Below are 26,628 nucleotides of genomic sequence, written 5' to 3' on the forward strand. Positions count from 1 at the left end.
ATAGCGCTTGTGTATGCTATAAGTCAATTGCTGCGTTTGATGAATTCATTCATAATAATCGTATTTTTAAGAAAAAAGAACACTAGATAGCCATTTTCTAAGTGCCACAAGCGTTTGCTATCTTTTACGAAAGTAGGAATGAACAAAATAATGATCCCCACAATAGCGTTTGTTCGCCCGCTATTGTGGGGATCATTATCCTTCGTTATCTTCTATGATGGAACTAAAAACCTCCTGGACCCATTTGACCAAAGGAAACTGCTTCCCCAGATTGAGAAATCGTCATTGAAGTATCTGTGAAGCTGAACGTGCCTAAATCTTCTGCGTCACTGATTGATAGTTGTTCACTAAAACCATTAGTCAGTTCAGCCTGAGTCGTGCCACCGGTAGCAATCGTATAGGTTTCCCCTACTGTAAGCTGTGGTGATGAGATAACGATTGTTTGATAATTTTTAGCAGGTTGATACGCAATCACTGCTTCACTTTCGGTTGTTTGAAGGCTCATAAGTGTACCTGCTTGTTGGACAGTGTCATAGCTGATTGCTACTGTTGCTTGAGTAGAACTATCACTAACTGTTTGCGCCATCCCATTTGAGCCAGCCGCGACAAATGTCCCACCTGTTAAAGTGAACGTGCCGCCGTAATCCAATGCACCATTGCCACCATTTACGGGACCGTCAATTAGCATTGTACCACCGGACATTTGAATGTTTCCATTGCTGTCTAAACCGTCTCCTTCTGAATTAACGTAGATTGTGCCACCGTTGATCGTGACTTCTTTGCTCTCATCTGCCTCATCCGGTGGGCCACCAAAGCTGTCAGCGCCAAACTGTCCAGTAGTTGTTTCTGTGTCACTGCCACCACCGGCATTGATCCCATCATCAGTGGCAGTGACTGTTATTTCTCCGTCATTGAAGGTGATAACTGCGGATTCAATTCCTTCATAGGATTGCTGGATGTCAATTGTGCCACCGTTAAAGGTCAACTCATTGTCTGTATGGATACCATCATCCCCAGAGTTTAATGTAAGTGTGCCACCTGTTATTTCAGCACTATTATTGGTATGGATACTGTCATCGGCACTATTGATGCTATACGTTCCGCTACTGATCAGTACGTTATTCCCAGCTTTTATCCCTTTGTAACTTTCATTTGTATCTAAGTTCGTGCTATCGGCTCCGTCTGCCGTCTGGATCGTGATATCTGCTCCTTGGCTACGGATGGATGTTTCTGCTTGGATGCCGTCTCTTCCACTGGTTATATTGAAAGTCCCACCGTCTATTGCCACCGCACCTTTTGTTTCATCCTCTGTCCCATTTGCTTGGATACCATCCCCTTCTTCAGTAGTGATCTGATAGCTTCCTCCTTTGATGGATACCGCATCCTTTCCTTTCAATCCGTTGTTCTTCGCATTGATCGTATAGGTTCCGGATATCAAAACTAAGTCATCTTTGCTGCGAATACCGTTGCTATAATTGCCATCGACAGTCAACGCGCCAGTACCATTGATCGTCAAATCTTCTTTACTGTACAATGTGGCATCTGGCTCAGTTTCGTTTTCAGCTAGTGTATATGTCTCTCCATCAGCTAAGTGATTATCGGTGTTGTCTGCCAAAGTCACTATCGCCTTTTCTGTTTGTTGGATATCCACTGCGGGTCCGTTAGAATTGGTGATCGATACACCGTTGAAAATCAGATAGACTTTTTCTTCTTTCGGTACGTTCACGATCAATTGACCGTCAGTCAATGTTCCGCTGATGACATAAGTCCCTCCTTGTGTGATCGTTACTTGTTTATCTGCTACTTCGACACCTTCTCCTGTCACTTCTGTCTCCTCCCCTAATTGGATGTCGATAGCGGAACTTTCGTCATAGCTAGTTGTTAGATCTTCTGTCTCATAATTACCGAACGTCGTTTCTGATTCCGTAGATGTCGTATCTGTCGAGAGATTTGTCACTGTACTTGTATCTGTTTTCTCTGTGCTAGTCTTACCCGAAGAAGCGGAGTTTGCTGAGGAACAGGCTGTTAATAAGAGGCTGGTAGCGATCAATGAATAGAATTTTTTCATGCGAGTTCCTCCTTTATAATTCTTCACGATTCGTGGCTACTTTACCTAGTACGACTGGTAAATTACCATTGCGAACACGTATTTGATCAATGATTTCTTTTTCCTGCTGTTGATTTTTCAAGAGAAGAATATAGCGTAACTCGTACAAGCTTCCCATTGTTGTTGTTCGAACAGAGCTGAGATGATGCGTATACGTATACTCTTCAAAAATATCGGTAAATAATTCAGGGTAGTCCAAATCTTCTGGAATCGTTACCTTCAATTCTCGCTCGGCTACATTATTCTGATTGCCAAAAGGTGAAAGATAAAGCAGTAGTAAAAAGAGCGCGACGATAACTGAGAATAGCACCACGTATGCAACATAGCCCATCCCTGTTGCAATCCCGATACCCATCGACCAAAAAATACTAGTGATCTCTCTTGAACCGCCCGCAACCGAACGAAAGCGAATCAAACTAAAAGCGCCGACGACCGCCAAGCCTGTTCCAAGATTGCCGTTGACCAACATGATGACTGATTGAACCAGTATCGGTAAGACTGCAACAGTCACAACAAAGCTTTTCGTATAGACGTTACGTTGCATATGGATAGTTGCAACTAATAACCCTAAAACTAATGAAGTGGCAATACAAATCAATAATTCTTTAGGTTGAATGGTTGTCCCTGATTCGATCAAGCTAGATAGCATAGTTATTTCCCTCCTTTGTACGAACGAATAAATGTCGCTGATACGTTTCTGCGTATTTTGAAAAACTCCCTTTTCTTAGCTGATAATCGTTCAATAGCTCCACAAACCACAAGGGATACGCCCCTAGCGCTTTCACTTCCATCAATACGCCAATCTCAGGAGCAACCAAAGTTTCTTCCCCTGTGATTGATAGATCCAAATTGGTACTGCGAAAACGGATATTCTGGTCAAACGTCACACGAAAATCTGGATCTGACGTGCCAAATAGCGACATTCGTTCATAGATGATCATTGTCTTAGGCGACAAATCTGGATTTCTTTTGAACAACCAGTTCACTTCCTGTGGGATTTGTTCGTCTTCATTTTTAGGGAAATGTTTTTGATCAAGCCATTGCAGATACTCAGCATAAGTGAGTGGCATTCTTCTTTTATAGACGATGCCGTTGACCTTCTTTTTGATTTCTAGAAAGACCATCGATGTCTCCTTTGGAATACCATAGCTTCTTACTCTAAATTTTTCTTTGTATTTTGGTTTCGTCATAGAATTGGTAATGAAACGATCGTCTGGTGTATCAAAGTACAACGATAAAATGGTATGCAGCCCGTATTCGTCGATCTGCATCTGTTTTTTCAAGTCTTTTAAAAAAGAATGGAACTGTGTCGTTGGGATCAGATATTTTGTTTCTTTGCGTTGGAATACATTTTTTAATTTCATTTTCTTCCTCCTGTCTTATCAAGTGATGTCACCTAGCATACAAAGGTTAGCTTAAATGGAACTTAATCCGAAATTTAAGTTTTGTTTATGCTAATCATGGTAAAATCAAACTATATGGTGAAAACAATAGAGGTGGAATGTATGATTAAGTTATTAGTGGTCGAAGATGATCACGTATTGTCGGATAATATCAAAGAGATCATTTCTGAAATTGGTGAAGTAACTCAAGTCTATGATGGCAGCGAAGGCTTATATGAATTGGAATCTGGTGTTTATGATCTAGCGGTTCTTGATTTGATGATCCCAGAAATGAATGGGTATGAAGTATTAGCGCATCTTCGAAAAAAGAACATCTTGACCCCTGTCCTGATCTTGACAGCTAAAGATGGCTTAGAAGATAAAATTGAAGGATTCGAGCGTGGTGCGGATGACTATTTGACCAAACCATTTTATCGTGAAGAATTACTGATGCGGATCAAAGCATTGTTGAAACGTTCATTAGGTCTTTTCAGTGATCACACGTTAGAATACCAAGGAATCGTCTGTGACCTGCAACAAAATACCGTCGAATACAAGAAACAACTACTTCCGATCCAAGGGAAAGAATTTGAGTTGCTTGTTTATTTCTTGCAAAATAAAGGGATCATTTTGACGAAAGAACAGATTTTCGACCGTATCTGGGGATTTGATTCTGATACTACGATCACTGTCGTAGAAGTCTATATGAGTAATCTTAGAAAGCATCTTCGCGAGACCGGTTTGGATAAAGAAATCAAAACGTTACGTAATGTCGGTTATATTCTACAAGGAGAGTGATGCGATGACAGACAGTATTTTCAACAAACAACGTACGAAACTTTTCGCAGCCAATGTGACAGCTTTTGCTTTGATATTTCTCTTGCTTGGGGGGATCATTCTACAATTATTGAATCAATCTGCCTATCGAGAAACGGATCTAATGTTGAAGAATATCTCGATAAACTCACATATGGTGCAACTAGAGATCGAACGCTACCAACAAGGAGATCCTTTTTTCAACTCTCAGATCCCCCCACGACAAGCGGATTCGTTACCTGAAGGAGATCGTTTCAATACTCAGGTTATTTTATGGTCTGCATCGGGGGAAGTATTGAATAAAGAAACCATTGGTGGGCGTTTTAACCAAATCGAAGAAATCAAATTGGATACTACCCATTTAGATACGATCCAAAATATTGATCTGGCACAAGCTGATCAAGGAACGTCCCTTTATTTTCGTTCAATTACCAAAAAAGCAACAAACCAAGGAGAAGTTGCCTATGTCCAAGTTTTGCAAAATACCAATCAAATCAACTCCTCTCTCGGGACATTCCAAACGATTTTGATCCTTTGTATGATCGTCTTTTGGTTAGGCTCCATTGGCGTCAGCTACTATTTGTCTAAATTAAACATGCGTCCAATCTTAGCATCATGGCGTCGACAAAGAGAATTTGTGGAAAATGCTTCCCATGAATTGCGAACACCATTAACAATCATCCAAAATAGTTTGGAACACCTATTCACTAAACCAAATCATACGATCATCGAAGAATCTGAAAGTATTGCGCAAGCATTGTCTGAAACGAGACGTCTGACTGGTTTAACTTCTGACTTGTTGACCTTAGCTAGAAGCGATTCGAGTCAAGATACGCTTGCAAAACAAGCCTTACAAACAAAAGGTTTTATCGCTGAGCTGACTAAACCGTTCCAAGAGATGGCAACGATCGATCAAAAAGAATTTCTAATAGATAACCATGCTGATATGAGCGTTTTAGTCGATCCGAAAAAACTCCATCAAGTATTAGTTATTTTGCTTGATAACGCACTCAAATACACGAGTAAACACGACCAAATCATTGTGACCTCAATTAGTACGAATAAAGAATGGCTGATCCATGTCAAAAATACTGGTCCTTCGATCAGTGATGAAGACAAAAAACGCATTTTTGATCGGTTTTACCGTGAAGACCAAGCAAGATCGAAAGAAACTGGCGGGTATGGGCTAGGATTAGCGATTGCGAAACAATTGATCGAGCAACATAAGGGGCAATTGACTGTGTCTGATCACCTTCCTATGGGTGTTGATTTTAAGATTCAGTTACCTATCAAATAAATTTTTGTGATATATGACAAAGACACTTTGGAAAATAGCTGCAGCTACATCGAAGTGTCTTTTTTGTTGATTTAGTTTTTAGTATTCAGTGAATGATTGTAGTAAAATGAGGCTAGGATAACCAGTAACAGTTGTCCTTCATTGCTCACCCTAAAAGGCTAATACATTTTGGGAAGCAGACGTAATCTTTGCAGTAAAAACACTAGTTACTGTTACCTTGACCTTGGATAAGAAATGGAGGTTTTTTGCATGGATGTCAAAACAAGAAAACAGATACAAGAAAAGTTGAAACAACGGATGCTCCAGTTACCACCGATCTTCAATGATTTTTTGCAGGCAAACGCAAAAAAATTATCATTAGCTAGTCGCTACGAATATGCAAAAGATTTCCATTTATTTACAGATTACTTACGAAAAACCCATAAGCAGGAAATCAATGATCAGTTGATTATCCAATTGGAAAAACAAGTCTATCTTAATTTTTTGAGTGAAGTTTATCTTCACACGCGAGCTTTCCATACAGCTGCTGCCCAAGAAACGCAACAGCAATTCAAAAATGGTTACTACGGGATCTCCCGTAAGCAATATGCTTTGAATCATTTTCTACGCTTTTTGTATGAAAAAGGCCTTGTTGAAAAAGAGATTTCCTTGTTAGGGGATAGTTTACCAGAAACTACCTCTTCCGCTCCTCGTTATATCGACGCTTCTTTATTAAGTAATTTCGATTCACTTTTCATTCCGGAAAAAGGATTTAATTCCCCACGTGAAGCACTTTTTGAACAAAAAAATCGTGCAAGAAATCTGGCAATCGTAGCTGTTCTTCTCTATTGTGGGTTGAAAATCCATGAAGTCGTTGAATTAAAGTGGAAAAACATTGATTTTAAGAAACAGATTTTAGTCGTTGATCGCAAAGCGAATCGTTTGGAGCGAGTACCTATTCCAAATGAAGCACTCCCGATACTCGCGAATTATGCCAACCAACATAAAAATGGCGCATCTGGTGAATCCTATGTTTTCCGCTCTTCACACGATGAACAAATCTCGCCGCGCACGATTCGCCAAATCCTTGATCGAATCACGGTGTACAAAAATGTATCACCGGAATTGTGTCGGAAAACCTTCCGCTACTATACTGAATTATACTTAGGCGACAAAGATGCAGTGAATTATCTCTGTGGCAATCGCTACGTACGTCCTCACTCATTTGAAGAAATCTACGAGAAAATGCGTGACTTCTCCTATCGCTAAATCGTTCAACGATCTATGGCATGAAAACATCGCATAGAAAGTTAGTTTGTTTCTTCACTTTCTATGCGAACTATTTCTTGTCGATGATTTTATTAACGGGTAGTTAACCTCACTTCAAGTTTTTTAAAACGATCAATTTGATGTTTTATTTTTTTGAAAATGAGGAAAGTATGTCGTAACTGTTCATCCTACTGAGATCTTAATCAGTTGCACTTGACTGATTAAGAAGCGGTTCAATCATAGTGACTAACTTATCTTTGTGATACATTCAAATCACTTCGTTTCATTTTTTTATCGTTGTTCTCTCCTTGTCCAAAGGGATTAAAAGGACTTTGCTTTCGGACTGTTCTTTGTTTTTTCTTCATCTTTTGTTTCCTGATCAATCCAAACGGATCCAAGACATTCCGTTTATTTTCCGTGTTTCCAGTCAAGCCGAATACATTAACGATTTCACTATTCTCTTTTCCTTCGTTTATGATGGTTTCGATTCCTCTTTTTTCTCTATGACCAGTGTCTCTTTCCGGAGTGGCAGTGACTGTTTTATTATTTAGGAGCGTATGGACATTGTCCAATGGAATTTCTATCTCATTCGCCTTATAGTCCCATATTTTTGATAAGGCAATCGCCATCATAAGATATCCATTCCCTAGATCCATGCTTTTTGTTTCTCTTTTTTGTACTTTAGCCCGCGCAAAAGGTAGTCCTTTAACAAGACTGATGATAAGGTTCATTACAGTTTCTGCATCAGTCAATTTAATATTTGCACTTAAAAAAGGATCTGTACCTATGGACACCAAGACACTTTCTGGTGATAGTTCTGGTAAACCAAAACACATCGCTGCCTGCTTGACGAATTCTTGAAATGATGGGGATAGTAAAAGCTTATTTTGATTTTTATTAAATGAATCTCGTATCTCTTCCAGACTGTTCATGAATACTCCTCGAGGGGGTAAGGTGTAACATATCCAATCTTCTGTTCCGGCCATAGTGTGTGTAATTTCATGAATAAAGGTTTCCTTTATACCCGGACGGACTTGTCGATTCAAATCTATTTTTGAATCCATATGAAAAGTATCAGCAAAAATAAGGATGCGACAATTCGGATCATTGCTTAAAACAAATGCATCTGCAAGTGGGCGCGTTGTATATTGAGAAAAATAACTATTGGTGCTTTTTTGAAAAACCAAATCAGTAGAAACTATCCAAATATTTTCAAATTCAAAAGCAGCAGATTGTTCAACGAACTGAAGACCTTTTTTAGCGATATATAATAACCTTTTAACTGCTGCTCGCATGACCTCTTCCTTATTTTCAACGTTCTGTAGTTCAAATAACGGGATAAAAAGTTTGGCTGCATCTGTAGTCTCTATTTTGTCATGACTTAGCCAGAAATCCGCTAATTTTATATAATTTTCGAAGATAGATGCCGTTTCCTGAACTTCCTCTATGAATTTTTTTGCAAACGGTCTGAGAGAAGGCGGAAGCTTACTCTGTTCAAGACCAGAAAAAACTTTGTAGGGAAGCTCGGGCGTTTTAGGTAAATATAGTTGGATGACCTCTGCTAGATCACTTAACAAATTTTTTTCTGCATCTATTCTGACTCGGTTTCTAGGTAGTGGAATAAACCCTTCTAAAGGAGGAAGTTTTACGCTATGATCCACAAATCTGAGTGCATCAATATTAATGTAAGGGATAGCATCTCGAATCATATTCCACTCTTTTTCTCTTCCAGGATTTTTCGGAAAAACAGAGTAGTCTGGTTCTTTGTTTGTACCTGTAGTTTGTGAACTCGATGCGCCAGCTGACGTCCCTGCTTGCGAACTACTTGGTAACTCTTGCGAAGGGATGTCTTTTGCTCCAGATCTTCGGATCGTTTTTTCCAGCTCAAACAGTCGTTTTTCTTCGGAGGTTTCCAAGCGGAAATAATTATTTTCTAAATCAAAGCGTAAAATCCTCAGCAGATCACTCCCGTTTTTCTTCAATAAACCGTAGCGATTTATTTCTGGATTGAGTAATACGGTTGTAACATACTGATCATTGATTTTGAGATAGGATTTTCCTTGAGCATTCCACATCAAACCATTTTCATCTGGTGGTGAAAGCGTACTTGGATCTTTTATCGTTTCTGTTTGTCCCAACTGTTTTGTGATTGTTTCGATTACTTCTTTTGTAACCATCGGTGATGTTAGTGGCTCGAATCCCCACTCGATTCCATTATATTTTACCGGAAATATTTTGTCTCCGTTACATACGTCATAACGGATTCCTTGACCTTCGATAATTGTCGCTCTGACTGGGACTATATGACCGTTTAACTTGATGTAATACTCTGTTGGTAGATCTGTTTTTTTGATTGCTAAGATTGGACCATCTCCGTACCCTCTTGGGTTTAAATTCTTTTCCTCAGAAAAAGATTTATATACAGCAACTGTACTTGTTAAGTGTTTGATTAATTCCTTTTGTTCTGAAGTGAAGGAAATAGGCCCTTCAAAGCGTTTTAACTGATCGCCGTGCAACGTATAATATTGGCCAAAGACATCACCAGTTTCAATATCGGTCACCTGTAAAAACAAATTACCTTTTGTACGCTTGACAAAGATATGTGGTCCATCTTTTGCTAGCTTAGCAAGTAATATCTCTTCTTCTATAAATTTCGCTTTAGATGCACTATCAAATCGTTCTAATTTGCTTAATAGTATTTTCATTTCTGTCGTAACCAGTGAACTGTATTTAAAACTGATCAACCGTTTGATGATCAAATGTCCTCCTCCGACTAACAACTCAAATCCTGGATCGACAGATCGCGCAACGCTTTTCATCAATGCTTTTATGTCAGATATACTAGGAAGAAAATAAGTAGTATTTTTGATTACTAATTTTATTCCCCCTTTCGCTAGCGCTCTAGATGCACCTAGCGCAAATTTCCAATTGAGTGCTGTGACTTGACCAAAAATAGGAATCATCATAACCGCATCAATCGTGCAGGATGTCACCGCTTCATTAACATCTTGATCAATGATACTCACAACACAATCATAAAATGGGATAAAATGTTTGACTATATTCCAGACTTTTTCAGTAACTGTTTTATCATTGCCAAATTCATACATGATATTATAGAGAAAATCACTGTGTTGACGTGCAAGTTGATCAATAAAGGGTTTTGTATCATATCCCTGACATAGCTTTTTATCTTTTTTGATGTCAATGGTAAAGGTAAATAATTTCTTGCCTATTTTAATCCGATCGCCTTCCTTTGTATAGCCTTGTTTCAAAAGATGTTTGTTATTAAACAAACCATACTCAAGGAATAGTAAGGGGTCTCTATCGACGCGATGGATAATATATCCCCCTTCATCTGCCAGTTTTTTTAACGCGTATATTCGTTCTTCCTTTCCGTTATTTGCCACAAATAGATCCGTCTGTTCAAGTTCAAGTATGGTGTCTAACCATGGATCATGTTTGAAAAAGATCATAGGCATTGAACCAGGGGCAGAAGGAGCATAGTAATGTACCTTGTTGTATAATTTGGCAGATGCTAAAAAAACAGTAGTATTCGGAGAAAAGATAAAATGCTGATCTTCCGTATTTAGTGAATATAATGAAAGTTCAATTATTTTTTGATCCAAGTCAAAATAACTATCAGAAATAGCTCTTGTCAAGCTTTTATAGGCGACCTCAATATTGACGGGCGTAAATAGGTGAGGACATGGATTTCCACCACCTAGATAGATTTCGCTCATTCCAATAGAAAAGGTAGCACCAAGTCGCTCACACTCTTGAACGACATCATTTGTTATCGCTTGTTTTCTGCGCCAATGGATGGTTGCTTGTTGATAGGGTATAAATCTTTTTTCTATTTCTTTTTGAATATCAAGACGTATTTTATCTCGTTTGTTCCAATAACCAATAAAGGTTTGCAGCGCATATTCTTTATAGCTTCCTTCTTTCCCTGCTTTGCGTAGTCCTTCTGGATCGAGCTGCGCCGTCGTGATCAATGCGGGGATCAACAGATGATTTAGTTCATCAATTGTTGTGATTCCTTGGGTACTGATCGTTTCACAGAACAGAGCGCCCAACTTGCGAATTTCAGTTTGATCAAATTTCGTACGATAGCCTACGTTTTCAAGTAATTTCGATCCGATCAGCTGTATCACCGATCCAAAATCCGATATCAGTAAATCGTCGGAAATTTCACTCGTCTCAAGGAAATAATTTGGTAGGGTCTTTTGAACAAATAGAATCCAGATTTTTTTTAAAATGCTTAGGGAGTCCTCTGATATTTTCGCATCTGTTTTGGACAAATTGAGCACACCTGCTTTTGCTAATTCATCCACCTCAAATAAGTTTCGTAGTTGCCCAATAGTAAATATCGATGGATCTTGTGCGTCGAGAATATTTTTTGTGACATAAGCTTCGACTGAGTTTTCTAATATCGTTTCAAATATCCATTTGGTCACCGTTAATTCTGCATTTTTTTCACTGATTTTTTCGTCTGCTTCCCCACCATATCGATTCATTTCTTTCAGAATGATTTTTGCTATAGGTTGCGTTTTATCATTCATGAGGACGAACCCTGCGCTATCTTGAGAAAACCATTTGCCGAAAGCGACCAACAATTCTTCTTTACTTGGGTTTCTAGGCAGCAGTTGTTTCTGTTGAAAGAATATTTCGATTTGATTTCTAATATTTTTATCTCGCCAGCGACCATCTTCAGAGATGACGAATGATGGATCGCTTGGAGGAGGTTCCGGTATTCCTTCTATCGGTGGAGCAGCTGTTTCTAGTGTATCCATCGCCCATTTAAGAAATGCTTGATGCGCCTCTTCATCTGAGAGTTCTCGAACTTTAAAGATTCCGACAAAAAGAACTAATAAGTTTCTGACTTTGTTCATATCCACTTTTTCTGTGGATGATCCCTCTTGGAGCGTCCAGTGGGTGGCCACTTTTACTAAGTTATTTTTATCATCGGGACTGCAAGGATGGCCATAGCCAGTTAAAAAATCAGCTACTTTTTGTAATGTTTGTTCAGCCTGTATTGCAGAACTTCCGAATTTATCAATCTCTACATCACTGATTTGTCTCCCACTTTTATTGATGCCATTCTCAGAAATAAATGCTTTGACTTTTTCCTTCATTTCTTGCTTTTTGCTATCCTCATCATTTCCATAGGCAAAATTCAATTGTTTCATATCAAAAGTGAACCCATACTGCGTATTATTATTTGTCCATTGGAGTATCACTGCATAAGCTTTTTCAAGAGTCAAATCTTCCTCATTAATATTGTATGCAGTAAGAATGATGTTGGCTACTTTATACACCCTTCCAACCATAAAATGATATCTTTGCTCAGAGAGTATCCAGTCTTCCACTGCTTTGGTTAAAAAGCGGGATTCTACACGCCTCAATGTGACATTTTTTGTAAGCATGTATTTCCTAACTACCTCATTAACAGACAATGTTTTCCCTCTATTAACAGAGAATGTTCTCTCCATTTTATTAAAAATATTGAGATAATACACATATGGAATGAGTGGTTTTTCATTAGAAATATTGGGCGTCACGCCCTTACTATATAGCCTAAAGATGTGGTCGCTTTCCTGCTTCTGTTGGAATTTACTTAAAACGTATGGTGATTCATCTGGAGATATTTTATAATAGGTTGTTTTTTCATTTATCGTTCGGTAGGTCGCTCCTTCTACTAAAGTATTCAGTTTCCATTGCATATAAATTGCCTGCAATTTTCTTGTTGATAACCGTTCACCTAATCTTATCAGTGGTACATCGTATTCTTTCAAGATCATGTATGCAAAAAAATGCATTTTTTCTGAATCAACACTATTTTCAGTTTGCCAGTTTTTACCTATCCATTTTTCGACTTGCTCAATTAGAATCTCGGGGGTGTCTAGCTTTTCCACGATTCTTTGCTGGATAAGGTAATTTCTTACTTTCTGATTTACATTAGCGGTCCTATTTCGATTTCGATAAATAGAACCAACAAAATAAAAATTTGGCAGATCATGTATTTCGGCTTCTAAAGGTTGCTTGTTATTGATGACTTCTTGCACCACTTTTTTGATTTTTATCAAATCATTTTCCTGATCTGAAGGAATCACTTTCTCCGTCTGATTTGTCGTTGCTGTTTCAGTATACTCAGGAGATTCAAAAAAAGGGATTGTTTTTATGTCTTGAAATTTGGCATCTTGGTAGACATTATTCGCTCGCCATTGTAGGAAAATTGCATTTACTTCTGCATCAGATAATCTTGTCACTGGGCGACTAAGTGTATGAAGTATGACATGGGCAATCTTTCTCCTTCTAATCAGTGATAGAGTCGGACTTTCTTCACTTTCTAATTTAGCCAATTCAATAAAGATATAGCGTATGAGTGATCCTCTCAGTTTGCTAAAACGATTTTCTTCAAGGGATAAAAACTCTTTTACGGATTCATTAATTGTTTCTGTATGATATCGATCTCTAAAAATCTCATATTGAAACCAGAAGGGTGTTAACACGGCATCCATTTTCAAGTTCGTGTACAAGTGCTTTATATCAAGATAGGATATGAGCCGTAATTTTAACTCATGTTCAACGTCCATATTTAGCTCTTCATATGACAATAATGGCGCTTGTAAGCTTTTATCACTTTCATACAAATCGGTACCTGGGATATGTTCGCCTGACCGCTTCTGAATCAAATGATCGGGTTCTTTTTTGAATGTGTAGCCACTAAACGCGTTGTTATAGCGCCACTGTAAAAAAATAGCGATACTTCGTTCCTCTGATAAATTATGTGCAGGTAGTCCATGTTCTTTTAGAATCGTTTTAGCAATTTGTAATCTCCGATCGATAATCGCCGCATTTGAGCCTCCGTTATTGGCAAAATTTTGCAAAACAAGTGAAAAATCATTTGACGCTAGTCTTGATGATCCTTTTAATTCTTCATACTGATCAACAAGTTCCTCGATGATTTGATCATTGACTTTCGCCGTCTCTGCTCTTCGATCAAATAATTCTCGATCAAACCATATCGGGGGCAAAGTCACACCTGATTCCTCAGGTAGAGTCTGATTTTTCAAATAAGCCATGACTATTTTATTTACGACAGCGTGTTCTTCTTGCGAAAGGTCTTTAGAGGAGTTCAAAGATACTTGCGAGCTGATGTCATAAGGCAATAGTTTTTTTTGTGTTGGAGAAGATGATTTTAAGTGTTGTATGTCTGTTAGGCTCAGTTCATTGAACTGGATGTCGCTAAACACATCGTTGTAAATCCACTGAAAGAAAATGGCTATGGCTCGGTCGTCTGAAATGGTGTCATCATTTATGTCGTAGCATTGAAGTATAACTTTAGCGACCTGGCGTCTTTTTTCCAGGATGGCAATACTTGATATGTCTTTATCCACCCACTTTAGTAGAGCGAGGAAAAAGTCTTTGGTAGACAAATCATCGATCAAACAGAAACCAAGGTATTCACACACACGCTCTTTGATCCGATTGGTTGTGACTTCACTTTTCATGCGCTGTTGAAAGACATCTAAGTCGAGCCAAAATGCGTCAATCGATTCGGTTTTTGGTATAGGCAAAGGTTGCCCTTTTGTATACATATCCACTCTTTGGTTAATAAAGGATCGAGTCGTCTGTGTGATTTCTTTCACTGAATTCAGTGGTATTTTACTCGCATCGTATGGGGGCACATCCGCTGAGGCGGAAGGCGTATCGATTCGTTGTGTCACTTGTTCCAATGTGTCTGGAAGTTGAAATTTATAGTTCATGAAGGCATGATTGTTACGTGCTTGTAGAAATATTTTTATTGCTTGGACATCTGTAATTGGCTCATCTTTTACGCCATAAGCCTCTAAAATGACCTGCGCAATTTGTCGTCTTCTTTCTAATACTAGCTCCTGATCACTTGGATTCTTTGAAGTCCCCCAATTATAAAGACCTTGAAACAGTTCTTTTGTGGAGACGCTATTAGAGAAGCAAACGTCATCAGACAAATCGCAAAGTGATTTTCTAATCGTTTCCATTGCCATGCCTACTTTATGTCTCTTTTGAAATAACACTAAATGAAACCAAAAGGGCGTTAATGTTTTCGTAGTGACTGATGGTGAAGGTTCAATATTCACATAGGATTTCAGTACCTTACTGACTATTTTTTGGATTTCAAGAGAAGGTTCGTCTTCCAGATAATTCATTGAAACACTCATACTGGAGGCATAAGGTAAGATAGGAACATTCAGATTATTTTGAGGTGTCGGTAGCGCTTCCGCTCCGGGGAATATCTGAAAGTTGCTCTTTTCAAAGAATTGATCGATCCGTTCATTGAATTTTTTTGCTAAGTCTATCAGCGGGGCTGCGAGATATTCTTCCTCTTCTTCCAATATCGGTGTTTCAGTTGCTTGGCTACTCTTGGGTGTCTGAATTTGGTAGCTTTTAGATGTCTGAGGAAGGTAAGGCACCTCACGGATCTTTCTCTCCTCTTTTGATATCTGCTCAGTTGCGAGATGTTCCGCTGAGAATGTCCGTGCCAAGACTGTGAAAAATTTTGATAAGATACTCTCAGTCGGCACGTCATTTGAACTTGCTGTGTGACTACTATTCTGATATTCGTAAAAAAAAGCAGTAAAGGTATCTGTCAAATTGTCCCAAAAAGATGTTGGCAGAGTCGAATGAGTTTGATTATTTCCACTGTGATTACTTGGTGATCCTGCTAGATTCTTATAATATGAATCTATAACCAGACGAGCGATATTTTTTGCTTTTTTTTGAATTTCCCCTAAAGCGACTCTATTTTTTGCCTCTTTATTTTTAAAGGAAAAATGATGGATTTCTTGTTCATCGTCTTTTGGTTCTTGTCTTAATTTTAAGGATTTTGACACCGCTTCTTGGCAGATCGTATTAAAATGATAAAGTGTGTGATTTTCCTTTTCCCACATTCCTCCCTCAAGTACTGGTTGAGTTGTAACTGTCGTGTTGCATTGATCGATTTTTTCCAAATTATGAATAGTTTTGTGTATCTGCAGTGTCCAATGATGGGTAAATTCAGCTAAAGAAATCGGTTCTTGTAAGGTTGCGTTTTTTATTGAATTAGAAAAGTATTCCGTCGCATGGATCGGTTGTGCTGGTTCAACGAGGGCCGGATTTACACTTGAACGAAAAGAAAGAGAATGGATCGTCGGCTGGTATGTCTTGGTCTGATTCGTTGCGGTCTGATTTACTGGGGGGTGATCCAGCATAATATGATTCTCGTCAGTTTTTACTGGACCAATATCCACATAGGTGTCAGCTTCAAAGGCAGGTCTATTTGTTCGGAGGGCTCTTAGAGGGGTCCCTCTCACAGCCAGAGAATCAGTGATGACTAATAGCTGAAGAAAGAGCATTGGGGACCACCTGATCCGTTCATTTATCTTGGTATTCGCTTGGTTAGAGATAAAATTCGCGGCTTCTTGTCTATCTTTTGGATTCGATCCTTTGTTCAGCTTATTATAATGCATTCCGACAGGTTTACGATATTCTTCGATTGGCATGTTTCCACTCCTTTTTAATTCTATTTATCATTGATATTGGTATACCTTCTATTTAAATTAATCATATATAGAAAATAACTCGTACCAAGTCCTATTTTTTATATAAGAATAAATAATGTTGAATGAACATCTTATTCAACGATCATTTTATATCCGATCCATTAGAAGCACATCATTTAGTCATACAGTTTTTCGTTTTTTTTTACTTGAAAAGTATAGTGGTACAGAACCCATCCTGTGTATCGGCTACTTGTTCCAAATGACGGGATTTCCGATACTAACAAATTATTCTATCCAACATAAAAAGGCGGACTTGGAGACTCCTTTTTTCTCTCTTCTCACGATGAACAAATCTCCCCCAACACGATTCGCCAGATTCTTGAGTGAATCACGTATACAACAATATTTCACCGAAATTGCATCGGACAACCTTCCACTACTAAACTAAATTATACTTAGGAGATAAAGATGCAGTGAATTGTCTCTGCAGCAATCGTTACATTCATTCCCACTCATTTGCTGCTGTCGGTGCAAAGAAGTGTGATTTCTCCTACACTGAAATAAACAAATAATCAAATTAATCGCCTAGCAAGTTGCTTGTGTTATCTGGTTCTATCAACTTGCTAGGTTGATTTTTTATCGACATAAATGGATCTTAGGTCTTCTTTCTTATTATTTTCAGCCTGTGAGGTAGGTACGTTAGCGACATGGGGGGTGTCCCAGATTCTTGCCTACTTACTACTCGGAGCTGTGTATTTCCGTTATAACCTATTTAAAATGGCATTTTTTGGTTTAGACAATCAAGAAGATCTACCTGTTCTTGCTTCCATCATTCTTTTACAACTAGGGTTACTGACCATCTTCTGAGAAAATCATGGTTATTGCCGGATTAACACATTTATTGGAACTTCATCGTTGAGATAGATTCAAATCGCTGCGCTTCATTGATTTATTCTTGCCAGACTTGGACGGATCATAAGGATATTGTTCCTTTTGATTCTTTTTGTACAATCTGAATGGGTTGTAGAAATTTTTTTCCATTTTTTGTTTTGTGATCGCTCCCTGTGTATTGGTAATAGTGCTAGCTGTTTTCCCATAAGTGATTATGGTGTTGATCCCTCTTTTTTCTCTAGGATGTTCTTCACTCACTGGAGCAGAAGTTGTAGTCTTATTATTTTCAATCGTCTGGGTTTGTTCCAGCTGGATTTCTTTCTTATGTGCGGTATAATTCAGGATACTTGATAAGGCAATAGCAAGCATAAGATAACCAGACCCTAGTTGACTATTCGCTATGTCTCTTTTGTTTAGTTTTGCTTTTTCGAACGGTAATCCCTCAGCAAGACTTATAAGTAGGATTGTCACTGTTTCTGCATCAGTCATTTTGATATTTGCTTGTAGAAAAGGATCTGTTTTTAGTGCCTCTCTGACGCTTTCGGGTGATAGACCTGGTAAGTTGAGCTGTTTGGAAATTTGATCAACGAAGTCGTTAAATGGCTTTGATACTATTAGATTAGCCGCATCCTCCTTATATTCATCTAATACTTGTTTGAGACTAAGCATATCCTCACCTATGTCTGGTAAATCAAAGGCTAGCCAATCATCTGTGAGAGATACAAGGTGTGTTATTTCATGGATAAGGGTTTGCTTTACCATAGATTCTGTATCCTTGCCTTCCGCTAGAGCTGGATTTACATGAAAAGAATCTGCTAGAATAATAATTCGAGCCTCTGGATCGTAGCGCAAAACAAAGGCATTTGCTTGTGGCGGGGTGCTATACCGAGAGAGGTATTTTTTTGTTTTTTTTTGGTAAACTAAATTAGTCGATACTGTCAAAATATTATTAAAGCCAAAAGCAGACGATTGTTGAATAAATTGGTTTCCTTTTTCACACACTGATTTGAGTCTGTTGAGCGTTGCTCTCATGATTGCTTCCCTGTTTGCAACACCCTGTAATTCAAAGAATGGAATTAAGAGTTTGGCAGCCTCTGTATCCGCGATATTATCATGACTTAACCACTCGTCCGCTTTTTCTATAAACGTTTGAAAAACTGCTGAAGATTTTTCTACTTCTTCATTAAATTTATTGATAAATGGTTGGAGAAAATTTGGAAATGTAGTTGGATCAAGCCCTGTAAATACGCGATAAAGAAGCGCAGGTTTTTTTGGTAAAAGTAAGTTGATTCCGCCAGTGAGTTCATTTACTAGGCGCTCTTCTTGGTTTGTTAAGACTCGGTTGGGTAGTTCTGGGATAAAAGCAGTCAAAGGTTCAAGTTTGATGCTAAGATCGATCGTTCTAGCGATACTGTCTGCATATGGGACAGTATCTCGTAGTGCATTCCATTCTTTTTCCATTCCAGCTTTTGGTGGAAGAGTGTTATATTCAATATACTGAGGCGTTTTTTTGGGTGGTCCTTCAGCTTGTGAACTTGAAGAAGCGTCTTTTGACGTGCTAGGAATGACTTTTTCTTCGTATTTCTTCCTCTTTCCAGCCGTTAGTATCGCGTTTTTTAGGTCAATCATTTTTTTTCTTCTGGTGTTTCAAAGCGAAATTGATTCATCTCAGGTTCAAAACGTAAAACTGTCATTGGGGCATTCGCATTTTTCTTTACTATAGAATAGCGACTTTCTTCTGCATCAAGTAATTGAATTGGGACATACTGATCCTTGATCTTGATGTAGGCGTTCTTTTGAGCATTCCACATCAATCCGTTTTCATCGGGTGGTGAAAGCGTGGTTGGGTCTTTCAATGTTTCAGACTGATCCAGCTGTTTTTCCAGCGACTCGATGAGTTCTTTTGTCACCGTTTGGGATGAGGGTGGCTCAAACCCCCATTCGATCCCATTATACATTACAGGAAATACTTTATTTCCTTCACACACGTCATAGCGAGTACCTTGACCATCAATCGTCGTCACTCGGACTGGAACGGTCTGTGCATTGATCTTGATATAATACTCAATTGGTTGATCTACTTTTGTGATCGTTAAGATGGTACCCTCACCATACCCTTTTGGATTTAAATTTTTTTCCTCTCCAAACGATTTATAAACAACTACTGAGCTTGTTAACCGTTTAACCAATTCAATTTGTTCAGGGGTTGAAGGAATAGGCCCTTCAAATACTTTCAATTGATCACCATTCAATGTATAGTAGCGACCAAAGACATCACCTGTTTCTATATTTGTCACCTGCAGATACAAGTGACCTTTTTTACGTTTAACAAAGATGTACGGACCATCTTTTGTCAATTTAGCTAAAACCATGTCTTTTTCCATTGATTTAGCCATCTTTGCCCCTTGATATTTTTCTAGTTTTTTTAGTAACAATTTCATTTCTTCTGTAATTAAATGTGTATATTGCAAATTGATCAATCGCTTGATAGCTATTTTTCCGCCGCCCATCAATAACTCAAATCCCGGATCTACGTAACGAGCACTACTTTTCAATAAGAACTTTACATCAGTTATGGTAGGAAGAAAATGAGGAGCATTTTTTATGACTGATTTCATACCACCCGTTGCCATTGCTTTTGCTGTCCCTAAAGCAAATTTTGAAGTCACAGAGGTCACTTGGCCAAGGAAAGGGATCAAGAAAATAGCATCAATGGCACAAGACGTGGCTGCTTCACCTACATTTTGATCAATAATGCCGACGACACAATCATAAAACGGAATAAAGTGTTTAACGATATTCCATACTTTCTCCTTGATGGTTTTATCGTTTCCAAAATCATACAAAAGCTTGTATAGTATATCTTTGTGTAGATGAGCAAAATAATCGATTAACGGTTGATTATCGATTCCTTGACTGAGCTTCTTCTCTTTATTGATCTCAACAGTAAAGGTAAAAAGTTTATCTCCAATGCGAATCTTATCCCCTTCTGCTTGATAACCCTGGCCCCAAACTTTTTTGTTGTTGAATAAACCAAAGTTAAGGTAGAGTAATGGTTTTTTATCCACACGATAGATAATGTAGCCACCTTCATCTGGTAGCTTTTTCAACGCATATAATCGTTCTTCTGTCCCATTTATCGCCACAAATAAATCGGTTTGATCGAGAGAAAGAGTGGTGTCTAACCATGTTTCACGTCGAGCAAAAAAGACGGGAGGCATCACTCCAGGACCAGAGGGAGCGTAATAGTGCACTTTATTTTTTAATTGAGCAGTTGCGCCGTAAATTTGAGTAGTAGGAGAAAATATAAAATCGTATTCTACTAGATTCATCGTATTAAATGAAAATTCAATGATCTTTTGATTAAAGCTGAAATAAGTTTCTGACACCTGTTTTGTCAAGCTTGTATAAGCAACTTCAATATTTACAGGAGTGTATAGACTTGGGCATGGGCTACCTCCGCCTAGGTAGGTTTCCCCTATGCCAAAGGTTGACTGTGCACCAAGCCGTACGCATTCCTGGACGACCTCTTCTGTGATCACTTGTTTTCGTCGCCAGTTGATCATCGCTGCTTGAAAAGTCAAAAATCGCTTTTGGACTTCTTCTTGAAGTTGTAAACTCAGTTCATGCCGCTTTTGCCAATACCCTAGAAAGACTTTTAACGCATAGCCTTTATAATCTCCGGTCTTACCTGCTTCTCGTAATCCTTCTGGATCGAATTGCGCTGTAGCAATCAACGCTGCTATTAAGACATGATTCAATTCGTCCAGAGTTGAAATGCCTTGTACACTAATCGTCTCGCAGAACGCGGCACCTAATTTACGAATCTCAGTTTGATTGAACTGGCTGATGTAGCCTTCATTATCAAGTAATTTCGATCCGACCAGCTGAACCAATGAGCCAAATTCAGAAATCAGTAACTCGTCTGCTAACTGACTCGTCTCAAGAAAATAATTCGGTAATGTTTTTTGAACCAAAAGAATCCACATTTTTTTTAAAAGTATCAAAGATTCTTCTGTTGCATTAGCCGTGCGTAGTTGACCAAATGAGATAGTGCCTGTTTTAAGCATCTCGTCGATCTCAAACAATTTCCTTAGCTGACTGATGGTAAAGACGGATGGATTTGACGAAGCAAGGATATTCTTAGCGACATAGGCTTCGATTGAACAGCCTAATATATTTTCAAAAATCCATTTTGTTACCGTTAATTCTGCATTTTTGTGACTGATTACTTCGCTTGTTTCACCACCATATCGGTTCATGGCTCTTAGAATGACTTTTGCAATCTCTTGGGTTTTGTCAGGCATTAGTGTGATTCCCGCCCCATCTTGTGAAAACCATTTGGCAAAAGCAATCAATATATCCTCTTTTGCTGCTTTATCAGGAAGTAACTTTTTGTCTTGAAAGAAACTTTCGATTTGCTTTCTGATGCTTAGATCACGCCATTCACGGTCTTCTCTAGTACCAAAGGATTGATCGATAGGAGCAGGCGCGGGAGTGATTACTGGTGCAGAAGTTATTGTTGGTGGAGCAGCCATTTCTAAGGTTTCCACGGCCCATTTGACGAATGCTTGTTGCAGCTCATTGTTTGAAAGTCTTTGTGCTTGTCTTGCGCCTAGAATCATTACGACTAATTTTTTGATTTTACCGAAATCAAGTATTTCTTCTGCCGTTCCCTCTTTAAGTGTCCAATAAGATGCCACTCTTACTAAGTTATCTGTATCGTCAGTATCACAAGGATATCCCTCAGAAGTTAAAAAATCAGCTATTTTTTTAAATGTTGCTTCCACTTGTATCGCAGATCTTCCGAATGTATCAATTTCTGCTTGCCCGATTATTTCCGTACTTTGTTCGATGTTGTTTTCAGAAATAAATGCTTTCGCTTTTTCAAGTATTTCTTGATTTTTGCTAGCTTCTTCTGTTCCATAGGCAAAACATATTTTCTGCATATCAAAAGTGAAATCAAACTGCGCATTATTGTTAACCCACTGAAGGATTACCGCATACGCCTTGTTAAGGGTTAAATCCTCTTCATTAACGTTGTATTCTTGCAGAATGATTTTTGCCGCTTTTTTTACACGTTCAACCATGTGATAATAGTTTGGTTCGGAAAGTATCCAGTCTTCCAATGCTTTTGTCAAACCTTCGGTTTCTTGAGGTATGGTCGGGACTTTTTGTGTAAGAAGATAGTTTCTAACCCCTGGATTGACGGAATACGTTTCTTCCTGTTTATCGAAAATATTTTTATAATAGACATATGGAATGATTGGTTTTTCAGTAGAAAGTTCGGAATTATACCCCCTACTAAAGGCTCTATAGATTTGATCACTGTCCTGTTTATGTTGAAAGTTACTGATAACATATGGAGATTCTGGAGGAGATAATTTGTAATAAATCGTTTGTTCATCCGTGTCTTTATATGTGCCACCTTCAAGTAATGTATTCATTTTCCATTGCATATAAATTGCCTGCATTTTTCTTGTTGAAAGGACCTCTCCAAATCTCATAAACTCCACACGATATTCTTCCAAGATCATGTACGTGAGAAATTGCATCTTTCCCGCATCGACACTATTTTCAACTTCCCATTCTTCCCCTACCCATTTGTCCACTTCGTTAATCAATTTCTCAGACGTATCGAGTTCGCCAACAATATTTTGCTGGCGTAGGTATTTCCTAATTTTTTCTTTGACTACATGCGTTCTATAGATATTTTGATAAATTGAAAAAACAAAATAGCAATTCGGGATATTCTGTCTATCTGCCTCCGAGGGTTGCCTATTATTGCTAATTTCTTGCACGATTCTCTTGATTTGTATCAAATCCTTCTCTTGAGATGAAAGAGAAGGATTCACCGTTTGATCCGTAGTTGCTATCTCATCAACTTGTGGGGATTCAAGTAAAGGAATCGTTTTTATATTTTTAAAGTTGGCAGCAATAAACACGTTGTTCGTTCGCCATTGTAAGAAAATCGCATTTACTTCTGCATCCGTCAATTTTGTCGCTGGACGTCTGAGTGTATCAAGTATGACATGTGCGATTTTTCTCCTTCGAATCAATGACTGATCAGGACTTTCTTCACTTTCCAGTGAGGCCAGCTCAATGAAGGTATAGCGTATGACTGAGTCGTTTAATTGACGGAAATCCCCCTCTTCATGAGCCAGATAATCTTTCACAGCCCCATTGATTGTTTCAGTTTGGCTTCGCTCTTCAAAAATGATCGAATGATACCAGAATGGCATTAGTATGACATGTGGTATCAATGTATTGTACAAGTATCTCGTGTCAAGATAGGAGATAGTCCATAATTTTAATTTGTGTTCTACATCTATGTGCAGTTCCTCATATGAAAATAATGGCGCTTGTAAACTTTGAGCAGTTTCATACAATGAAGTTCCTGGGTAGGGATTATCTGTTCTTCCCCCTGTACGTTTTTGGATGAAGTGTTTCTCGCTTTCTTCTTTGAAATTGTAGCCCCTAAAAGCATTGTTATAGCGCCATTGCATAAAAATAGCGATTGCGCGTTCTTCCGATAAGTTATGGGCAGGTAACCCATGCTTATCAAGAATCGTTTTGGCAATTTGAAGTCTCCGCGCAATGATCACCGCATCTGATCGTCCTCTACTAGCAAAATTCTGCAAAACTAGCGAAAAATCATTTGGTGCTAGTTCCGATAATTGGTTTAATTCAACATACTGGCTACTAAGTTCTCTAATAATGAGGCCGTTGACTTTTTCAGTTTCTTCCCTTTTATCAAATAACTCTGAATCAAACCATATCGGAGGTAAAGGCACAGAGGAATTGTCTGGTAAAGGCTGATTCTTCAAATGAGCCATGACTATTTTATTGACGACTGATTGTTCTTCTTCTGAAAGCTCTCTCGTTGATTTTAACGATACTTGCGCGCTGATGTCATAAGGTAAAAGTTTCTTATGCTCTAAATGAACTGATTGGATAGGATGTAGGTCTATTAGATGCTGTTCGGTAAATGGAACATGTTTTAGGGCGTCGTTATGAAGCCATTGGATGAAAATCGCAATCGCACGTTCGTCGGAAATTACCTCATCCTTCAAACCGTAACTTTGAAGGATGAGGTGAGCGATTTGAAGTCTCTTCTCCAGTATGCTAGTACTTGACATCCCTTTACTTCCCCATTTTTGTAAGGTAAGGAAAAAATCTTTGGTCGACAGATCATCAATCAAACATAATCCGAGATATTCACAAACATTCTCTTTCATTTTATTTGTAGCGATTTCAGTTTTGGTACGCTGCTGATAGACATCTAAGTCAAACCACATGGCGTTTATTGGTTCTTTTGGTGGAATAGGTAAAGGCTGATCTTTCATATAGGCATCCATTGTTTGGTCAAAGAAGGCTCGAGTTAGTGCTGATATTGCTACGGCTGAGTTCAGTGGCGTTTGACTAGCATCATAAGGGCGGACATCAGGTAAGGAGGATGAACTAATTGTTTGTTGATTGGCTGTATCCAATGATTTAGGTTCATGAAATGTATAGTACTTAAAGGCATGATTATTTCGCGCTTGTAGAAAGATTTTGACTGCTTCGATATCAGTAATCCCATCTACTTTTACGTCATAAGCTTCTAAAATGAGTTTGGCTATCTTTTGTCTTCTTTCCAGGACTTGTTCGTAATCACTTGGGTCCTTTGAAGTTCCCCATTCCTGAAGCCCACGAAACAATTCTTTTGTGGAAATACTATTCGAGAAACAAACGGCATCGGACAACTCGCAAAGCGATTTTCTGAGGGTATTCATTACTGCATCCACTTTATATCGCTTCTGAAAGAGCACTAGATGAAACCAAAAGGGTGTCAATTGTTTAACAGTTATTGAAAGTGAAGGTTCAATATTCACGTAACGCTTTAGTACCTCATTGACTGTTGCTTTTAGTTCCACAGAAGGTTCTTCTTCCATATAATTCATTAAAACACTCGTACTAGAGGCATAAGGTAAAAAGTGATCAGTCGGATTTTTTTTAGGAATAGGTAACGCTTCTGCTCCAGGAAATATCTGAAAGTTGCTCTTTTCAAAGAATTGATCGATTCGTTCGTTGAATTTTTTTGCTAATTCTAATAATGGCGCTGCGAGATATTCTTCTTCTTCTTCCAAAATCGGTGCCTCAGTTGCTTGGTCGTTCTTGGGTGCCTGATCTTGGTGGCGCATAGATGACTGAGGTTGTTCACTCATGAGTAGAGGAAAATACGCTGCCCCAGCGCCCCTTCTACTTTCTTTTTGAGCATGTTCAGTTGCCAGATGTTCCGCTGAGAATGTCCGTGCTAATACTGTAAAAAACGTTGATAATACGCTCTCAACTGGTGGTTCACCTGAACCAGTCGTGTGACTACTATTCTGGTATTCATGAAAAAAAGAAGTAAAGGTATCCGTTAACTTGTCCCAAAAAGAGGTTGGCAGGAACGGTCTTGTATGATTGTTTTCGCTGTGACTACTTGAAGGTTCCGCGCCATGATCATAGTAAGATGATAGGACCATCCGAGCAATATTTTTTGACTCACGTTGGATTCTACCTAAGTCTACTTTATTCTTTGAATCTTTATTTTTAAAAGAAAAATGGTGGATTTCTTGCTGATCGTCTTTTGCTTGCTCTCTTAATTTTAGTGATTTTGATTTCGCCTCTTCACAGATCGTATTAAAATGATAGAGCGTATGGTTTTTCTTCTCCCATAACCCATAGTCGAGTACGGACATGGGCGTGACAGTGGTATTACACTTATCGATTTCTTCCAGATTATGAATGGTTTTATGTACATGCAGTGTCCAATGGTGTGTAAATGCAGCTAAAGAAACTGGTTCTTGTAAGGTCGTTTTTCTTACTGGATCAGAAAGGTATTTAGAAGCATTGATCGGTTGTGCTGGTTGAACGAGGGTCGTATTGACACTCGAACGAAAAAAGAGTGAATGGATCGTGGTTTGATTCACATTTGTTTCTAATGGACCAATCTCAACTGTGGTATCGGCTTCAAAAGCAGGCCTACTTGTACGAAGTGCTCTTGGGGGGACCCCTCTCATAGCAAAAGAATCAGCAATGACTAATAGTTGAAGGAAAAGTAATGGAGACCATCTAATTTGTTCTGTTAGCTGAGTATTTGCAGTACTAGCGATGAAATTTGCTATTTCTTGCCTTGCATCTGGATTGGACTTTTTATTGCGCTTATTCTCAAATGTACCGACTACTTTACGATGTTCCTCGATTGGCATTTTTTTCGCTCCTTTTCAATACAGCTGATTAATTAAAATGGTATATCTATTATTTTAGATTATCTTGTAGGAAAAATAACTGATTTTAAGTACTATTTTTTTGAAAAAAATAAAAAAATGTCGA

Annotated in this window: 9 protein-coding genes; 3 read left to right on the plus strand and 6 right to left on the minus strand. The window is 38.5% G+C overall.

Annotated features, from left to right (window positions below; genetic code table 11):
* Positions 1–223: 223 nt before the first annotated feature.
* The 3 genes from IGJ00_RS07525 to IGJ00_RS07535 are packed head-to-tail and all read right to left on the minus strand — an operon-like array spanning position 224 to position 3,471.
* The gene (locus IGJ00_RS07525; RefSeq protein ID WP_438844280.1) at positions 224–2,068 is read right to left on the minus strand and encodes a carbohydrate-binding domain-containing protein; all 1,845 of its coding nucleotides are present in this window, start codon (positions 2,066–2,068) and stop codon (positions 224–226) included.
* A gap of 13 nt (positions 2,069–2,081) precedes the next feature.
* A complete protein-coding gene (locus IGJ00_RS07530; RefSeq protein ID WP_438844281.1) occupies positions 2,082–2,756 on the minus strand; it encodes a DUF4956 domain-containing protein in 675 nt (224 codons plus the stop codon).
* Positions 2,746–3,471, minus strand: a complete 726-nt coding sequence (locus IGJ00_RS07535; RefSeq protein ID WP_071867050.1) for a polyphosphate polymerase domain-containing protein — start codon at positions 3,469–3,471, stop codon at positions 2,746–2,748. The genes IGJ00_RS07530 and IGJ00_RS07535 overlap by 11 nt, the downstream gene beginning before the upstream one ends.
* Positions 3,472–3,612: 141 nt before the next feature.
* On the opposite strand from IGJ00_RS07535, the gene IGJ00_RS07540 reads away from it, so the two are divergent.
* From IGJ00_RS07540 to IGJ00_RS07550, 3 genes are all read left to right on the plus strand, one after another.
* Positions 3,613–4,287, plus strand: coding sequence for a response regulator transcription factor (locus IGJ00_RS07540; RefSeq protein WP_071867051.1), 675 nt, complete (start codon positions 3,613–3,615; stop codon positions 4,285–4,287).
* Between the two features lie 4 nt (positions 4,288–4,291).
* Positions 4,292–5,602 (plus strand): sensor histidine kinase, encoded by a 1,311-nt coding sequence (locus IGJ00_RS07545; protein ID WP_074799000.1) that lies wholly within the window; start codon positions 4,292–4,294, stop codon positions 5,600–5,602.
* 249 nt (positions 5,603–5,851) lie between these two features.
* Entirely contained in the window at positions 5,852–6,850 is a 999-nt protein-coding gene (locus IGJ00_RS07550; protein ID WP_086334671.1) for a tyrosine-type recombinase/integrase, read from the plus strand.
* 251 nt (positions 6,851–7,101) lie between these two features.
* Here the strand turns inward: IGJ00_RS07550 and IGJ00_RS07555 are convergent, their stop codons facing one another.
* From IGJ00_RS07555 to IGJ00_RS07565, 3 genes are all read right to left on the minus strand, one after another.
* Positions 7,102–16,377 carry a QWxxN domain gene (locus IGJ00_RS07555; RefSeq protein WP_438844282.1) on the minus strand — a complete coding sequence of 3,092 codons (9,276 nt, stop codon included), beginning with the start codon at positions 16,375–16,377 and terminating at the stop codon, positions 7,102–7,104.
* A gap of 909 nt (positions 16,378–17,286) precedes the next feature.
* The gene (locus tag IGJ00_RS07560; RefSeq protein ID WP_260697498.1) at positions 17,287–18,897 is read right to left on the minus strand and encodes a hypothetical protein; all 1,611 of its coding nucleotides are present in this window, start codon (positions 18,895–18,897) and stop codon (positions 17,287–17,289) included.
* Positions 18,894–26,504 (minus strand): QWxxN domain, encoded by a 7,611-nt coding sequence (locus IGJ00_RS07565; protein ID WP_438844283.1) that lies wholly within the window; start codon positions 26,502–26,504, stop codon positions 18,894–18,896. The genes IGJ00_RS07560 and IGJ00_RS07565 overlap by 4 nt, the downstream gene beginning before the upstream one ends.
* Positions 26,505–26,628: the final 124 nt, after the last annotated feature.

The organism is Enterococcus sp. AZ062 (assembly GCF_051715065.1).
Taxonomy (GTDB): domain Bacteria; phylum Bacillota; class Bacilli; order Lactobacillales; family Enterococcaceae; genus Enterococcus_B; species Enterococcus_B mundtii.

Excerpts from the sequence above, each read along its gene's own strand:
- IGJ00_RS07525 (WP_438844280.1), bottom strand. The coding sequence starts at position 2,068 with ATGAAAAAATTCTATTCATTGATCGCTACCAGCCTCTTATTAACAGCC.
- IGJ00_RS07555 (WP_438844282.1), bottom strand. The coding sequence starts at position 16,377 with ATGCCAATCGAAGAATATCGTAAACCTGTCGGAATGCATTATAATAAG.
- IGJ00_RS07535 (WP_071867050.1), bottom strand. The coding sequence starts at position 3,471 with ATGAAATTAAAAAATGTATTCCAACGCAAAGAAACAAAATATCTGATC.
- IGJ00_RS07530 (WP_438844281.1), bottom strand. The coding sequence starts at position 2,756 with ATGCTATCTAGCTTGATCGAATCAGGGACAACCATTCAACCTAAAGAA.
- IGJ00_RS07545 (WP_074799000.1), top strand. The coding sequence starts at position 4,292 with ATGACAGACAGTATTTTCAACAAACAACGTACGAAACTTTTCGCAGCC.
- IGJ00_RS07550 (WP_086334671.1), top strand. The coding sequence starts at position 5,852 with ATGGATGTCAAAACAAGAAAACAGATACAAGAAAAGTTGAAACAACGG.
- IGJ00_RS07565 (WP_438844283.1), bottom strand. The coding sequence starts at position 26,504 with ATGCCAATCGAGGAACATCGTAAAGTAGTCGGTACATTTGAGAATAAG.
- IGJ00_RS07560 (WP_260697498.1), bottom strand. The coding sequence starts at position 18,897 with ATGATTGACCTAAAAAACGCGATACTAACGGCTGGAAAGAGGAAGAAA.
- IGJ00_RS07540 (WP_071867051.1), top strand. The coding sequence starts at position 3,613 with ATGATTAAGTTATTAGTGGTCGAAGATGATCACGTATTGTCGGATAAT.